Below are 16,042 nucleotides of genomic sequence, written 5' to 3'. Positions count from 1 at the left end.
CCTCTGTCGTGCGTGCCGTCATGCTACGGCCCGTGCCACGACGGCAGGGGCCCGGCCTACGATGATCCCCGAGTCATCGATCAGCCGATCACCCGCGTCCCGCCGGACACCGGCCGGGGACGCCGTTCCCGGGGAGGAACCTTGACCCAGTACGTCGCCGCAGGCGCCCCGCGCGACCTGCACGCCTTCATCGCCGGACTGCCCAAGGCCGAACTGCATGTGCATCACGTCGGCTCCGCCTCCCCCCGGATCGTCTCCGAACTGGCCGCCCGCCACCCCGACTCCAAGGTGCCCACCGACCCCGAGGCCCTGGTCGACTACTTCACCTTCACGGACTTCGCCCACTTCATCGAGGTGTATCTGTCCGTCGTCGACCTGATCCGCACGCCGGAGGACGTACGTCTGCTGACGTACGAGGTGGCCCGTGACATGGCCCGACAGCAGGTGCGCTACGCGGAGCTGACCATCACGCCGTACTCCTCGACCCGGCGCAACATCGACGAGGGCGCCTTCATGGACGCCATCGAGGACGCCCGCAAGGCCGCGGAGGCCGACTTCGGGACCGTACTGCGCTGGTGCTTCGACATCCCCGGCGAGGCGGGACTCGAAGCGGCCGAGGAGACGACGCGGCTGGCCATCGACGACCGGCTGCGCCCCGAGGGGCTGGTGTCGTTCGGGCTCGGCGGGCCCGAGATCGGCGTGCCGAGGCCGCAGTTCAAGCCGTTCTTCGACCGCGCGCTGGCCGCCGGGCTGCGGTCGGTGCCGCACGCCGGTGAGACGACCGGTCCGGAGACGGTGTGGGACGCCCTCACCGAGCTGCGTGCCGAGCGCATCGGGCACGGCACCAGTTCCGCCAAGGACCCGAAGCTGCTCGCGCACCTCGCCGAGCATCGCATCGCGCTGGAGGTGTGCCCGACCTCCAACATCGCCACCCGCGCGGTCCGCACCCTCGACGAGCACCCCATCAAGGAGTTCATGCGGTCCGGCGTCCTGGTCACCATCAACTCCGACGACCCGCCGATGTTCGGCACCGACCTCAACAACGAGTACGCGGTCGCCGCCAGGCTCCTCGAACTCGACGAGCGCGGTCTCGCCGACCTCGCGAAGAACGCGGTCGAGGTGTCCTTCCTCGACGAGCCCGGCAAGGCGCGCATCAAGGACGAGATCGACACCTACACCTCGGCCTGGTTCGCGCCGTGACCGCCGCCACCATGAGGCCCATGCAGAACGTGACCGCCGTGGCCCACCGCGGCGACCCCTACCGGCTCCGCGAGAACACGCTCGGCTCGCTGCGTTCCGCGCTCAGACAGGGCGCGGACGCGGTCGAGATCGACGTACGGCTCACCCGGGACGGCGTGCCCGTGCTGCTGCACGACGGCACGCTCAAGCGGCTGTGGGAGCACGACCGGCCGCTGAGTTCGCTGTCGGCGGCCGAGGTGCACGGGCTCACGGACGGCGGGGTGCCGACGCTGGCTCAGGCCCTCGCCGCCACCGACGGCCACCGGGTCATGCTCGATCTGCCCGGCGGGCCGAGTGCGAAGGCGGTGCGCCGGATCGTGGGGGTTGTACGGGAGTCGGGGGCGGCCGACCGCGTGTACTACTGCGCCGACGCCGGCGCCATGCTCAACGTGCGCGCCGCCGACCCGGCCGCCGAGATCGCGCTGACCTGGACGACGCTGGCGCCGACGCGGCCCGCCCTGCTGGACGCGGTGCGGCCGCGGTGGCTCAACTACCGCTTCGCGCTGGTCGACCGCGACCTCGCCGCCCGCCTCCACGCGGACGGCTATCTGGTCTCCGTCTGGACGCCCGACACCCGCCGCTCCATGCGCCGACTCGTCGACATCGGCGTGGACTCGATCACGACGAACCGCATCGACGCGCTGTGCACCCTGCGCGGACCCCGGGGCACTACAGGCGCGAACGCTGCGCCACCGTCGCCGGATCGGCGGGGGTCGCTCGCGTGACGTACTGGGGTACGGGAGCGGTGTCCTTGCCGTTGTCGCGGACCAGGCCGTAGCGGATGGCGCCCTGGTCGGGGCCCTTTCGGATGTCCTCGGTCACGCTGTCCCAGCTGGAGAGAAAGACGGTCAGGCCGTACGAGGCGCCGCGCTCGTTGACGTTGAGGGTGACGGTTCCGTCGACGTAGAAGAACTCGTTCTGCCACATCTGCTGGGTGCCGTCCGGAAGGTCCGTGTAGCCGATGTCCGGGCCGCCCATGCCGGTGACGTAGCCGCGGTCGGAGCCGTTCCCGATGACGTCGTCCATACGACGGCCGCCACCGGAGGCGACGTGGAAGAGCTTGCCCTTCAGACCGGTCCAGGTCGGCATGGTCAGCCCGCCGGGCCGGTCGTGCGGGGCGATCTGCCAGCGCACCAGGACGTAGCCCTGGCCGCTGAGCGTCACGCTCTCCCCGCGGTGCTGCATGACGGCCCTCGCGCCGCCGGTGCTGGTGATGCCGGACTCGGGGCGGCGCGGGAGGGCGGCGGGCCGGGTGTTCGGGTCCGGTGCCTGGTCGACGGCGTCCACGACGGTGCCGTACAGGTCGGGCTGCCGCGTCGGGGACGGTGAGGGGGACGCCGTGGGCGAGGCGGGCGCGGAGGGGGCCGGTGGGCGGGCGGTGCTCGCCGCGGTCGGGGCCGCCGCGCGCGGGGGCGGGTCGGCCGGGGGCTGGGTGACGACGTACGCACCACCCGCCACGATGCTCGCGCCGGCCGTCATCGCGACGGCGGGCTTGGTCAGCGCGCCCAGCACCTTCGCGGACCAGCCGACGGAGGTGGCGGCCACGGCCGTCTTGCCGCCGAAGGCCAGCGACAGGGTGAAGCCGACCGGGAGCGGCACCAGCGCGATCCCGACGAGGAGCCGCTCGGCCGGTACGACGGCCTGGCGGGCGTCGCCGCAGTAGCCGCAGCCGCGGATGTGCCGGGCCAGCCGCTTGCGCCAGACGGAGTCGGGGCGGCCGTTCCAGCGGGCCGTCACCTCGCGCAGTTCGGGGCAGGCGCCGTCGAGGGCGCGCACGATGCCGCGCGCGTTCTCCACGCGTTCCTTCAGCCGCTGGACGCGGACGGCGGCATGCTGGCGGCTGATGCCGGCGGCGGAGGCCAGCTCACGCCGGGTGAGTTCACCGGCGACCTCCAGCCACCACAGCGACAGCAGCTGCCGGTCCTCGTCGTCGAGCCAGCGCACCGCCTCCGCGACCTCGCGCCGCTGGCCCTCCAACTGGAGCCGCAGGACGGTGAGTTCGGCGAAGTCGGTGGCCTCGTGCGCGGCGGACTCGTCCAGCCGGTCGGGCTGCTTGCGGCGTGCCCGGTCCCGGATCTGCCGCATGGCGATCGCGACCAGCCAGGACCGGAAGCTGTCGGGGTCGCGCAGCGAGCCGAGGTTGTCGACGGCCCGCAGCATCGTCTCCTGGACGACGTCGTCGACATCGGCATGACCGTTCAGGGCGCGGCCGACGATGTTGTAGACCAGCGGCAGCCAGCCCGCGACCAGCTCGTCCAGCGCCTGCCGGTCGCCGGCCTGCGCCGCCGCGATGGTGGATCGCCACTGCCGCCCTTCCACAATCGTCCTCTCCTGTGTCATTCCGTGTCCGTACGCACCTTCTCAGCCGTGACTGTGCGGCTCGCCATGAGGAAGATCACAGATACGGAGACGGGGTGAAGGCGGCCTCGATAACAGTTTTTCGGCGCCGGTGCCGGTCCCGTAGGGGCGATCCCTGGGAACTCCGGTGCCGAGGGCGGGAGTTGCTCGGGGTTCCACCAGGGTGGGTGCCCTTCTCGATGACGATCCGGAGATCGTCGTACGCGCAGAGGATCATCACAAACATCCCGCCTCCCCCAGGAGCAGCCCATGCGCACCTCTGTCCTCGCCGCCTGTGTCGCCGTCGCCCTGACCGCGGGCCCGCTGGCGGCCCCCGCGTTAGCCGCGCCCCCGTCGGCCTCCGCCCGCGCCACGGCGGGCCCGGACGCGAAGGCCCTGTGCGCCGCGATCGCCGGGCTTCCGGACGAGGACGCGACGGCCGCCCTGGTCCGGGTCGGCGGCACAGGCGGCAGCTGGCACGGCAGCTCGGGCGTGCGGGACCTGGTCAGCGGACGGGCGGCGGATCCGGATGCCCGCTTCCGGGCCGGTTCGACGACGAAGGTGGTGACGGCGGCCGTCGTCCTGCAGCTCGCGGCGGAACGCGCGGTCGACCTCAACCGGCCGGTGCAGCACTACCTCCCCGGCCTGTTGAGCAAGCGCTTCGAGCCGATCACGGTACGGCAGCTGCTGAACCACACCAGCGGCATCCAATTCGGCGACGCCCTCGGCGAGACCCTGGAGGAGGTGTACGAGCACCGCTTCGACACGCTGCCGCCGCGGCAGGTGGTGGCCTCGGCGGTGGCGAAGGGACCGGAGTTCCGCCCCGGGACGCAGCAGCACTACCTCAACATCAACTACACGGTGCTCGGGATGCTGATCGAGAAGGTGACCGGACACTCGTACGCCACCGAGGCCACCCGCCGCGTGCTGCGCCCCGCGGGAATGTGGGACACGTACTTCCCCGGCACCGATCCGCGCATCCTCGGCCCGCACAACCGCGGCTACCAGAGGATGAAGCAGCCGGACGGGACGACCCGGCTGGTCGACGTCACCGAGTGGAACCAGGCGGACCGCTGGGCGGCCGGCGACATGATCTCCACGACCGCCGACCTGGAGCGGTTGATCGACAAGCTCTTCCGGGGGCGGATCGTGCCCCAGCCGCAGCTGCGGGAGATGTTCACGGTGCCGCGCGTCAAGGACGCGACCATGAAGGACGCGACGATGAGCGCGGGGCTCCAGCGGTTCGTGTACGAGGGGACGGTCTACTGGATCAAGTCGGGCGCCCGGTACGGCTACAGCACGGCGATCGGCGCGACCCGTGACCTGAGCCGGACGGTCGTCTACTCGCTCAACGACACGAACGCCAAGGACGAGGCGTTCAACCCGGTCGCGGAGCGGATCGTAGGGGCGGCCCTCAAGCGGGGCGTGAGTGGGCGAGACCACTTGTGCAACTAGTTGCATAATCGCGGGGATGTCCTCTACAACAGTCGAATGAGCCGTTACCCGCATCTGCTGACCCCCCTCGACCTGGGCTTCACCACCCTCCCCAACCGCGTGCTCATGGGCTCCATGCACGTCGGCCTGGAGGAGGCGGAGCGCGGGTTCGAGCGGATGGCCGCCTTCTACGCCGCCCGCGCCCGGGGCGGCGTAGGACTGATCGTCACCGGGGGCATCGCACCCAACGACGAGGGCCGGCCGTACGAGGGCGGCGCGAAGCTGACCACCGACGCCGAGGCGGAGCAGCACACGGTCATCTCCGAGGCCGTGCACCGCGAGGGCGGGCGGATCGCGATGCAGATCCTGCACTTCGGCCGGTACGCCTACCACCAGGACCTCGTCGCCCCGAGCCCGCTCCAGGCGCCCATCAGCCCCTTCCCGCCGCGCGAGCTGAGCGACGAGGACGTGGAGCGGACGATCGACGACTACGCGCGCGCCGCTCGTCTCGCCCGGCAGGCCGGGTACGACGGGGTCGAGATCATGGGCTCCGAGGGCTATCTGATCAACGAGTTCATCGCGGCGCAGACCAACCACCGCACCGACCGGTGGGGCGGCTCGTACGAGAACCGGATGCGCTTCCCCGTCGAGATCGTGCGGCGGGTGCGGGAGGCGGTCGGCGAGGACTTCATCGTCATCTACCGGCTGTCGATGCTGGACCTGGTGCCGGGCGGCTCGACGCATGACGAGGTGGTCACGCTCGCGAAGGCGGTCGAGGCGGCCGGCGCGACGATCATCAACACCGGCATCGGCTGGCACGAGGCCCGTATCCCCACGATCGCCACGTCCGTGCCGCGGGGCGCGTACACCTGGGTCACCAAGCGGCTCATGGGCGAGGTCTCGGTACCTCTCGTCACCACCAACCGCATCAACACCCCGGAGCTTGCGGAGGAGTTGCTCGCGGACGGCTGCGCCGACATGGTGTCGATGGCCCGGCCGATGCTCGCCGACCCGGAGTTCGTGAACAAGGCGGCCGAGGGCCGACCCGAGGCGATCAACACCTGCATCGGCTGCAACCAGGCCTGCCTCGACCACACCTTCAGCGGGCAGATCACCTCCTGCCTGGTCAACCCGCGCGCCTGCCACGAGACCGAGCTGGTGCTCTCCCCGACCCGGCTGCGCAAACGGGTCGCGGTCGTCGGCGCGGGGCCGGCGGGGCTGGCATGTGCGGTTTCGGCGGCCGAGCGCGGCCACGAGGTGACGCTGTACGACGCCGCGAGCGAGGTCGGCGGCCAGCTCAACGTGGCCCGCAAGGTCCCCGGCAAGCAGGAGTTCGACGAGACGCTGCGCTACTTCCGCCACCAACTCGGCGCCCACGGTGTCGACGTACGCCTGAACACCCGGGTCTGTGCGGACGCTCTGTCCGGCTACGACGAGGTCGTCGTCGCCACCGGCGTCACCCCCCGCACCCCGGACATCCCCGGCGTCGACCACCCGAGCGTCGTGGGCTATCTCGACGTCCTGCGCGACGGCGCCCCCGTCGGCGACCGCGTCGCGGTCCTCGGCGCGGGCGGCATCGGCTTCGACGTCGCGGAGTACCTCACGGACGGCGGCGACAAGGCGAGCGAGGACCCGGCGACGTACTTCCGTCACTGGGGAGTCGACATGACGTATGAGCAGCCCGGCGGACTCACCGCCCCCGAGCGCCCCGCCCCGCCCCGCACGGTCCATCTGCTCCAGCGCAAGACGTCCAAGGTCGGCGCGGGGCTCGGCAAGACCACGGGCTGGATCCACCGCGCCGAGCTCAAGCACCGGGGCGTCCGCATGGTCCCGGGCGTGCGGTACGACCGGATCGACGACGCCGGGCTGCATGTGACGGTCGGGGACACCAGCACGGTGCTGGAGGTCGACACGATTGTGCTGTGCGCGGGGCAGGAGCCGAGGAGGGAGCTGTACGAGGAGTTGGTGGCCGCGGGCCGGAACGTGCACCTCATCGGGGGCGCCGATGTCGCCGCCGAGTTGGATGCCAAGCGGGCGATCAAGCAGGGTACTGAGGTCGCGGCGTCGCTTTAGCTCCGCTGGGGCGCCCGGTTTTTTGTCTGCGGGTGCGTTGTGGCTGGTCGCGCAGTTCCCCGCGCCCCTTCAGGGGCGCTGCAGTGCCGTCTCTAGGATGTGCGGCATGTCCCTGCCGCACGCGATCCTCACCGCTCTGTTGGAGAAGCCGTCCTCTGGGCTGGAGTTGACGCGGCGGTTTGATCGGTCGATCGGGTACTTCTGGTCGGCGACGCATCAGCAGATCTATCGCGAGCTGGGGAAACTCGAGGCCGAGGGGTCCATCCGGGCCCTGCCCGCCGCGCAGCCGACCCGGGGGCAGAAGAAGAGCTACGAGGTGCTGCCCGCCGGCCGCGCCGAACTGGCCCGCTGGACGGCCGCCGGCCAGGACCCCAAGCCGCACCGGGACGCCCTGCTGCTGCGGCTGCGCGCGGCGGCCGTGGTCGGCACGGAGGGCCTTGAAGCTGATCTGCGCCGCCATCTGGAGCTGCACCGGCGGCAGTTGGCCGAGTACGTGGAGATCGAGCGGCGCGATTTCCCGCCCGGCAAGGACAGCCCCGAGGACCGGCTGCGGCATCTGGTGCTGCGGGCGGGCATCGATCTGGAGAGCTTCTGGACGGGGTGGCTGACGCACGCGCTGGAGGAAGTCGCCGGGCTGCCGGATCACGGCTGAGCGCTGTGGGCGAAGTCATAGACATGTACCTACTCCACCCTTACACGAGCTGGAGTAGCTTGATGAACGAAACAGTTTCGTTCCGTCAGGGAGAAGGCCAGCCATGGTCTCCGTACTCGTGGTCACCGACCAGTCTCTGCAGCGTCTCGCCCTGCGTATGCTCCTCGCCGCCGAGCCCGATCTGAGCGTCGTCGGGGAAGCGGCGAGTGGAGCCGAGGCGGTCCGCCTGAGCGCCGAACTCCGTCCCGATGTCGTCCTGGTGGACGGCAGACTCGCCCCGGCGGACGGCATCGCGACCGTCCGGCGCCTCGCGGAGGCACCGCACACGCCGCGCACCCTGGTGCTCACCCCCGCCGGTGACGAGGGGTACGCCTACACCGCCCTGCACGCCGGTGCGGACGGCTTCGTCCTCGAGGACGCCGCCCTCGACGAACTCGTCTCCGCCATCCGCGTCGTGGCCACCGGAGACGCCGTCATCACTCCCGGCCTGACCCGCGCCCTGATCGACGCCGTCCGGCAACAGGGCACCGTCCACCCGCTGCACCGCGTCTCCACGGTCGACGCCCTCACCGCACGCGAACGCGACATCCTCCTCGCCGTCGCCTCCGGCCGGTCCAACGCCGAGATCGCGAAGTGGCTCTCCATCGCCCCGACCACCGTCAAGAGCCACGTCAGCCACATCCTCGCCAAGATCGGCGCCCGGGCCAGGGTCCAAGCGGTGGCCTTCGCGTATGAGTCGGGACTGGTACGGCCGGCCGCCTGACACGTGGCTCTCTCCGCCCACCGACGGTGACCGGAGAGAGCCCGGCGAAGCCCACCTATCGCAGCGTTGTCACTTCTTCCAGGCCCAGTGCAGCCGGTCGAGACCGCTCTGGTTGTTCAGCTTCAGGCTGAGCTTGGTGCCCGTGCCCTGGAGGGTGGTGAGGGAGTAGGTGTCACCGTTGCGCAGGCCGGGCCAGTAGACCGAGCCCAGGCCCATCTCCCGGATGATGTCGGTCGCGGCCTGGATGTACGCGACCTCGTTGGAGCCGTTGACCGGGCCGTTGTAGTCCAGGCCGGTCGTCATGGAAGCGCCGAACTCGTCGAGGATCGTGCGCGAGGCGCAGTCGCCGATGCGCTCCTTGAAGTCCGCTTTCCACTGGTCGACGCTGGTCCAGTCGGTGTGCCAGAAGCCGTAGTTGTGCAGGGCGATCCGGGTGCCCTTGAGGCGCGGGTCGGCGCAGACCGGCTTGACGTCCTCGCTGTACTTGTACCCGCCGATCAGCATCCGGTCGCGGGGTACCGTGCGGTAGGTGGTCACCCACTTCGCCGCGATGTCGGTCCACTCCTGGGCGGTGTAGCCGAACGGCTCGTTCATAGGCTCGAAGTACACCTTGGAGTTGCGGGCGTAGGCGGAGGTGATCCGCGCCCACATCCGGTCCCAGGAGGCCTGGTCGTCGATCTTGCCGTCCTTGGTGTTGTCGGCCTCCCAGTAGCCCAGGATGACCTTGAATCCCTTGGCGGTGGCGGCGTCGATCGCGCCCCGGTACGACTTCCAGAAGGGGCCGTTCACGGAGGTCGGATTGACCGGCAGGCGGACCGTGTTGGCGCCGAGCTTGGAGAACCCGCCGATGATCGCCCGGGACTTGGCGTAGGTCGTGGCGTAGCTGTCGGAGGTGGACAGGCCCGAGGGTACGACCGCGTCGTCGGCGTAATTGTCGCGCGGGTCGGCCCAGTTGACCCCTTGGAACGCGCTGACAGGCGGCGGCGAGGCGTGGGTGGAGGCGGCTGCGGGAGCGGCGGACGCGGGGGAGGCAAGGGCCCCGCCGAATGCCGTGACGCCGGCCAGCAACGCCCCCAGGCAAGCTGTCCCGCGACGGTTCTTTCGTGACACGACGTCCCTTTCTGGGCAGTTACGTCCGCGACACCCTGCAAGCAGGTCGGCGGCTCTGTGGCTCCCGCAAAGTAGAAGAGACTTCGAACAAGGGTCAACACTTCTGCACATCAAATTTCATCAAGAACGCAGGATGACGCCCCACAACCGGACTGGAGACGAAGGCGGCCGCGACTACTGCGGCCGCCTTCACACTTCTGCTTACGCTCGGGCCCAGCGTTGGTTGACGCCGGTGTGGCAGCTCCACACGATCACCGCAGCGCCGTTGGCGGTGCTGCCGCCGTTGACGTCCAGGCAGAGTCCGGTCTGGACGTTGCTGACGGTTCCGTCGGTGTTCACATTCCATTGCTGGTTCGCGCCGCCGGTGCAGTCCCAGATCCGTGCTCGGGCGCCGGAGGCGGCGTTGCTCGGCACGTCCAGGCATCTGCCCATCACCCGCAGGGTCTGTCCGGTCTGAGTGAACTGCTGGTTGGTGCCGGTGTGGCAGTCCCAGATGATCATCGGGGCGTCGTTGGACGAGCTGGCACCGCTGACGTCCAGGCATCGGTCGGCGGACTGGCTGCGCAGCCGGAATGTGGTCGGGGTCGGGTTCGGGTCAGCACCCGTGAAGAAGCTCCAGACCTCTTCCTTGACCCAACTCCTGGCGCCGCTCTCACAGCCGGCGCACCCGTCCACGGGGCCTTGCTGGTGGCCTCCGTCGAACGCGGCCCAGACGACCGGATACCCCTCTCGGCAGCCCGAGTAGGCGGTGGTGATGTGGGTGCGGCTGCCCGGCGCGGGCTCCGGCGGGTTCTGGGGAGTACAGCCGTTGTTCCTGACGAACCTGTCCCGCATCCCGCGACCGGCGCCGATGTTGTCGTTGATGCCGTGGATTCCCATGTACGCGAAGGGCTGGGTGCCCCCGCTGCACCCGCTGATCCCCCCGGGCGCGGCTATCGCGGCGACCGCACGGAAAACGTCCGGCCTGGCACAGGCGAGTGCGTAGCTCATGGCTCCGCCGTAGCTGAACCCGAGGGCGAAGCGCTGCGTGGTGTCGACACAGAGGTCGTTGTCGATACGCCTGATCATGTCGTCGACGAAGGTCACGTCCTCGCCACCGGAGTTGCCCCAGCCGTTGTTGAGGCCCTGCGGAGCAACGAAGATCGCGCTGTTGTTCGCCAGTCGCCGGAGTCCGTAGTGGGCATAGACATCGCCGTCGCTTCCGCCGCCGGCGACTTGCCCGGCGGTGCCGCCCAACCAGTGGAATCCGAAGACCAATCGATGTTGGCGGGTGTTGTCGTAGTTTTCAGGGATGCTCAGGATGAAGGAGCGATTCTTACCGCCGCTTTGAATCGTGTGCGTACCGTTCGTCAGTGTGGGGGTACGTCCGCATCCGGCAGTCCCCGCACGTGTGCCCCCGGCGGTGGGCGACGTGCTGGCCGCAGCGCTGACTTCTGCCACGCCGGCCATGGCGAGAGCGAGCAATGCCGCTACCACGGCTCGCCAGGAAAACAATCTATGGATCGACATCATGCGGCTCCCTCGCTGCTCGGTGACTTGGCTCTGTCTGGTTGGTCGGGTCGCGGTTCGCTCTGGGGCTGGATGCGGTGGAGTTGGAATCGCTGGTTGGTGCTACCGGTGGCCGCCCACTGGGAGATGCGGGCTCCGTCGGCGGTGGAGGCCTCCCACACGTCCAGGGCGAGGCCGCTCTGCCGGTTGACCAGACTGATCACGCCACCGCCGTGGTCGACTGTCCGCCACTGCTGGCCGACGGCGTTGGTGTCCGGCTGCTGGGTGATGTCGGCGCCGCTGCTGCTACTGGCGGCGTGCAGGACCAGACCACTGTGCCCAAGCCGGATCTTGTAGTGCCCGCCGTCGGAGGGCAGGAACTCGAAGTGCTGGTTGGGACCGGAGGTGATCTGCCACTGGATCAGCCGTGCACCGGCGGCCGTGGACGCACCGTTGATGTCGGCGGCCTTGCCGCTGTGCTGGGCCACCAGCCGGTAGGCCACGCCGGCCTCCACCGGACCCGACCTGAGTGCGGACGCGCGGTAGGTGGTGCCGGCCTGGCCGGCGAACTCGATGAGATCGGCCTCGAGCCGCTTCGGCTGGACCGGCTCGCCGCTCGAATCGTCCTGCAGCGTGAAGTCGCCGGTGAAGATCCGACTGCGCACCCGGACGGCACCGGTTCGGTCGGGTGTGACGACGAACTCGATCCGGCCGCTGCTCCACTCAGCGCCGACGGTGTATCCGCCGCGGCCGCGCAGTCCGCTCACGCGCCCGGTGGGCCAGGCAGCCGGCAGCGCCGGCAGGACGTGCAGTTCGCCGTTGTGGCTCTGCAGCAGCATCTCCGCGATGCCCGAGGTGGCGCCGAAGTTGCCGTCGATCTGGAAGGGTGGGTGCAGGTCGAACATGTTGGGCGCGAGCCGGTCCGTCCGCACCAGGTCCCGGACCAGCTTGTGGGCCCGGGCGCCGTCCTCCATCCGCGCCCAGAAGTTGATCTTCCAGGCGAGCGACCATCCCGTCCCGTCGTCACCGCGCAGCTCCAGCGTCCGCCGTGCGGCCTCGTGCAACTGGGGTGTCCCGCGCCTGGTGATCTGGTTGCTCGGATGCAGACCGTACAGGTGGGAGACGTGCCGGTGAGTCCGCTCGGTCTCCACCCAGTCGGCCAGCCACTCCTGGACATTGCCCCTGGAGCCGACCCGCGTCGGTGCCAGCCGGTCCCGGGCCGCCAGCGCCTGAGCGCGGAAGGTGGCGTCCACGCCGAGGACTTCGCCGGCGCGGGCGACGCTGTTGAAGAGGTCGCGCAGGATCTGGTTGTCCATGGTGGGCCCGGCGCAGACGGTGGCGTTCGCGTGGTGAGGGAGCTCCGGAGAGTTCGACGGGTTGGTGACCAGGTGTCCGAGCGTCGGGTGGGCGACCAGGGTGTCGAGGAAGAACTGGGCGGCACCCTTCAGTGCCGGATAGTTCGAGCGGAGGAAGTCGTTGTCACCGGTGAACAGGTAGTGGTCCCAGATCAGGGTGGCCAGCCACGCGCCACCGGTCTGCCACATCCCCCACTGCGCTCCGTCGACGACCGAGGCGCCCCGCCACGCGTCGGTGTTGTGATGCGTCACCCAGCCGTCGGCGCCGTACTGCGCCTGGGCCACCCGGGCGCCGGTCACGGTCAGGTCGTTGATCATGTCGAAGACCGGGAGGAAGCATTCGGACAGGTTCGTCGTGTCGGCGGGCCAGTAGTTCATCGGCAGGTTGGCGTTGATGGTGAACTTCGAGTCCCAGGACGGAGCCATCTGGTCGTTCCAGATGCCCTGCAGGTTCGCCGGCTGGGTGCCCGGCCGCGAGGACGATATGAGCAGATACCGGCCGAACTGGAATAACAGGGCGGAGAACTGCGGGTCGTTCACTTGCGCGTGCTGTGCGATCCGTACGTCGGTCGGCTGGTCGGCCGCCGCCGTACGTCCCAGATCGACCGACACCCGGTTGAACAGCGCCTGATAGTCGGCGAGATGCCGGCTGCGTAGTTCGTCGATGCCGATGTTGCGGGCGGCGTTGAGGCGGCTTCGCGCGATCCCCTGGTAGTCGCCGTCGACGTTCCGGAAGTTGACGTAGCTGGAGCCGATCGACACCAGCAGCGTCACGCTGGTGGCGCCGGAGACCCGCAGCGTGCCGCCCGAGCTGCTGACCGTGCCGCCCGTCACGGCGGCATTGGCCAGGGCGAGGAACCGGACCCGCCCGGCGATGCCCTCCATGGTGGCGGAGATGCCGTCGAGGGCGATCGTGGCCCCGTCCGGGCTGGACACCGTAGTCCGTTGTGGACTGTCGAAGGTGGCGTTGAAGGTGATGGAGTTGGCCCGGTCGGCCGTCAGCCGGACCACGATCACCTGGTCAGGTGCGCTGGCGAACACCTCACGCTGGTACCGCACGCCGTTCAGCGCGTAGGTCGTGATGGCCGTGGCGGTGGTGAGGTCGAGCGTCCGGTTGTACTGCGACGCACCGGTAGCGCTGCCGAAGGAGAGCAGCAGGTTTCCGACCGGCTGGTAGGCCAGCTGTCCGGCCGGGCTGCCCAGCATCGCCTGATTGATCAGGTCCTGCGCCGGCCCCCACTGATCCGCGAAGACCCGCCGCCGGATCTCCGCGATGTTGGCCGCGCCGCGGGGGTTGGCGGAGTCGTACGGACCGCCGGCCCAGACGGTGTCCTCGTTGAGCTGCAGCCGTTCGGTGTCGACGTTGCCGAACACCATCGCGCCGAGGCGTCCGTTGCCGATCGGCAGTGCCCGCAGCCAGTCCGCGCCGGCCGGCTTGTCGTACCACAGGGCGAGGTCGCCCGCGGCCAGAACCTCCGGCGGCGCGGCCGAGCCGCTCCTGGCAATGGCCGTCCACCCACCCGGCACGATCCCTGCTCCAGCCACCGCCCCGGCGGCGAGAAACCGTCTGCGTGTCACCTCGGACATGTCGTTATCCCTTCACGGACTGGAGCAGGTCACTGACTTTGGTGCGCCGGCTTGCGAACGAACGCCGGCGTCTCGGGCGCTCGGATCAGCCGGGGCGTCCGGTGGCTCGGCTCTGCCGCACCGACGCCCGGCGGCGGCGAACAGGTCTGCGCTCTCCGACGGTCACGCCGCGACCCGCTGATCGACCCCGGTGGGCCACCGGGGAGGCGGCGAGCGAGTGCCGGGCAGGTCAAAGGCGACCGCGCCGAACGACCCGTCGATCTGCACGCCATCGGCTCGGCCGCGGCCGGCGGTCACGGTCCACCGTGTCCGCCGAGTCGGGCGTCGCGTCGCGCGCCAGTGTTCTGGATCTGCCATCTCTGGTTGTCGCCGCCCCAGCACGCCCACAGCTGCACCTTGAAGGTGGCGGTGTTCACGTCGAGGCAGAGGCCGGAGTGAACGCTGCGGATGGTGCCGTCAGCGCCCACCGTCCAACGCTGGTTGTCGCCGCCGTTACACGCCCACGTGCCGACCACGGTGCCGTTCGTCGTCCCGCTGCTGTACGCGTCCAGGCACTTCTGGCCCCCGAGTGCGGTGATCTGTCCGGCCGTCAAGGTCCACTGCTGGCCAACCGTGTTGGCGCAGGTGTCTGCCTGGACCTGGATGTTCGCCGTGGTCCCGCCGGGGATGTCCAGACAGCGCCCGGTGCTGACGTTGCGCAGCACGCTGGTCGGGGCCGGGACGTCGCCGTCCAGGCCCCAGCCGTATCTGAGGCGCTCGCTGCCGCTGGCGCTGGGGGTGCTGAGCGTGAGGTTGGTACCGGTGCCGTGCAGTTTCTGCATGGCGTACCAGTCGTCGCTCTGGCCGGCGCGTATCTTCCCGCCCAGCCCGGGCCAGTAGATGGAGCCGATCCGCAGTTCCCGGAGCACCGTGGTGGTGGCCCGGAAGTAGCGCACGAAGTTGTCGGTGCTGCCGGCGTCGTGGTAGTTGAGCCCGGTATCCATCGGCGCGCCGAACTCGTCGACGACAGTGCGGTCGGCGCAGGAGCCGATCGCGTTCCGCAGATACGCCACCCACTGGTCGTAGGTCTTCGCGCCGCTGAAGAACGTGTAATGGTGCAGCGACAGGAACGTCCCGTCGAGGCGGCGGTCGGCGCACATCGATGTGATGTCGGTGTTCAGGCCGGCGCCGCTGACGAAGATGCGGTTCCGCGGAATCGACGGGCGGCTGCTGATCCAGTTGCTCACCACGTTCGCCCACTCGCCGGCGCTGTGTCCCCCCGGTTCGTTCATCGGCTCGAAGTAGACGAGGCTGTTGGTGCCGTAGCGGGCAAGCACGGTGTTCCACATGGTGTCGAAGGCGCTCGGATTGACGATGCGACCGCCACTGGCGGCCACCCCGTCCTCCCAGTAGGAGAGGACGACCTTGAATCCCTTCGCGGTGGCTGCGTCTATCGCGCCCGTGTACGCGCTCCACCAACTCGTCCCGACTGTGTAGGTGTTGATCGGGAGTCGAACGGTGTTGGCGCCGAGGTTGTTCTCGAAGCCGGTGTAGACGGCGTTGGCTTTCGCCACGACCGTCTGGTAGCTGTCGGAGCCGCTCAATCCGTGCAGGACCAGCGGTCCACCGTGGAAGTTGTCACCGAGCCGGGCCCAGTTGACGCCGCGGAACTGGGCGGTGTCGGCGGCGGCCGGCGAGGCGCTCTGGGGCTCGACGACCGCGAGCGCGCTGAGAGCGGTCAGGACGCAGGCGAGCGCCCGGGCGAGGTAGCGCCGGCGATGGGTGTGCGGCATGGTCGTGCCTTCCCGGTTTGCGGTGTGGTCACGTCTGCGCTGTGCAGGATCTGTCGACGTCGGCCGCCTGCCGGCAGCCGGCCGAGCCGGCCCGGAGCTTGCCCTCTCCGCGCCGGCCCCCTCCCAGATCGCTCGCGCAGCGAGCATGTCAGCGTCATGCCGCTGCCGTTGGCGCCTGGAAAGCCTCGCTCCCGGCTTCGCCCGGATCAGTTTCCCCGCGGCCTGTTGAACT

Annotated in this window: 11 protein-coding genes; 6 read left to right on the top strand and 5 right to left on the bottom strand. The window is 69.8% G+C overall.

The annotated features are described in order from the left end of the window. Positions 1-12 precede the first annotated feature (12 nt). Both KCH48_RS31485 and KCH48_RS31480 read left to right on the top strand, forming a co-directional pair. Complete coding sequence (locus KCH48_RS31485; RefSeq protein ID WP_374104732.1) at positions 13-1,200, top strand: adenosine deaminase; 1,188 nt, start codon at positions 13-15, stop codon at positions 1,198-1,200. 20 nt (positions 1,201-1,220) lie between these two features. Beyond that, the gene (locus KCH48_RS31480; RefSeq protein WP_210578818.1) at positions 1,221-1,964 is read left to right on the top strand and encodes a glycerophosphodiester phosphodiesterase; all 744 of its coding nucleotides are present in this window, start codon (positions 1,221-1,223) and stop codon (positions 1,962-1,964) included. Here the strand turns inward: KCH48_RS31480 and KCH48_RS31475 are convergent. Next, positions 1,909-3,579: a sigma-70 family RNA polymerase sigma factor gene (locus KCH48_RS31475; RefSeq protein ID WP_210578816.1), complete on the bottom strand. Its 1,671-nt coding sequence runs from the start codon at positions 3,577-3,579 to the stop codon at positions 1,909-1,911. The two genes, KCH48_RS31480 and KCH48_RS31475, sit on opposite strands and share 56 nt — an antisense overlap. 267 nt (positions 3,580-3,846) lie before the next feature. Here KCH48_RS31475 and KCH48_RS31470 point away from each other — a divergent pair, with 267 nt between their 5' ends. From KCH48_RS31470 to KCH48_RS31455, 4 genes are all read left to right on the top strand, one after another. Beyond that, positions 3,847-5,031 carry a serine hydrolase gene (locus KCH48_RS31470; protein ID WP_210578813.1) on the top strand — a complete coding sequence of 395 codons (1,185 nt, stop codon included), beginning with the start codon at positions 3,847-3,849 and terminating at the stop codon, positions 5,029-5,031. Positions 5,032-5,067: 36 nt separating this feature from the next. Next, positions 5,068-7,083, top strand: coding sequence for an NADPH-dependent 2,4-dienoyl-CoA reductase (locus KCH48_RS31465; RefSeq protein WP_210578810.1), 2,016 nt, complete (start codon positions 5,068-5,070; stop codon positions 7,081-7,083). A gap of 106 nt (positions 7,084-7,189) precedes the next feature. Beyond that, complete coding sequence (locus KCH48_RS31460; protein ID WP_210578806.1) at positions 7,190-7,735, top strand: PadR family transcriptional regulator; 546 nt, start codon at positions 7,190-7,192, stop codon at positions 7,733-7,735. 103 nt (positions 7,736-7,838) lie between these two features. Further along, a complete protein-coding gene (locus tag KCH48_RS31455) occupies positions 7,839-8,498 on the top strand; it encodes a response regulator transcription factor (protein WP_210578802.1) in 660 nt (219 codons plus the stop codon). A gap of 69 nt (positions 8,499-8,567) precedes the next feature. Here the strand turns inward: KCH48_RS31455 and KCH48_RS31450 are convergent, their stop codons facing one another. The 4 genes from KCH48_RS31450 to KCH48_RS31435 all read right to left on the bottom strand — a co-directional run bounded on the left by KCH48_RS31450 (position 8,568) and on the right by KCH48_RS31435 (position 15,810). Continuing rightward, positions 8,568-9,608, bottom strand: a complete 1,041-nt coding sequence (locus tag KCH48_RS31450) for a glycoside hydrolase family 5 protein (protein ID WP_210578800.1) — start codon at positions 9,606-9,608, stop codon at positions 8,568-8,570. 201 nt (positions 9,609-9,809) lie between these two features. Then, positions 9,810-11,120, bottom strand: coding sequence for a ricin-type beta-trefoil lectin domain protein (locus KCH48_RS31445; protein ID WP_246886174.1), 1,311 nt, complete (start codon positions 11,118-11,120; stop codon positions 9,810-9,812). Further along, positions 11,117-14,038: a glycoside hydrolase N-terminal domain-containing protein gene (locus KCH48_RS31440; RefSeq protein ID WP_210578797.1), complete on the bottom strand. Its 2,922-nt coding sequence runs from the start codon at positions 14,036-14,038 to the stop codon at positions 11,117-11,119. Before KCH48_RS31440 ends, KCH48_RS31445 begins: the two co-directional genes overlap by 4 nt. A 293-nt stretch (positions 14,039-14,331) precedes the next feature. Beyond that, entirely contained in the window at positions 14,332-15,810 is a 1,479-nt protein-coding gene (locus tag KCH48_RS31435; RefSeq protein ID WP_210578794.1) for a ricin-type beta-trefoil lectin domain protein, read from the bottom strand. Positions 15,811-16,042 lie beyond the last annotated feature (232 nt).

This window comes from Streptomyces sp. GESEQ-4 (genome assembly GCF_017948455.1).
GTDB lineage: Bacteria > Actinomycetota > Actinomycetes > Streptomycetales > Streptomycetaceae > Streptomyces.
Note: the sequence above shows the minus strand (reverse complement) of the source record. Positions and strands in the feature narration are given on the sequence as shown.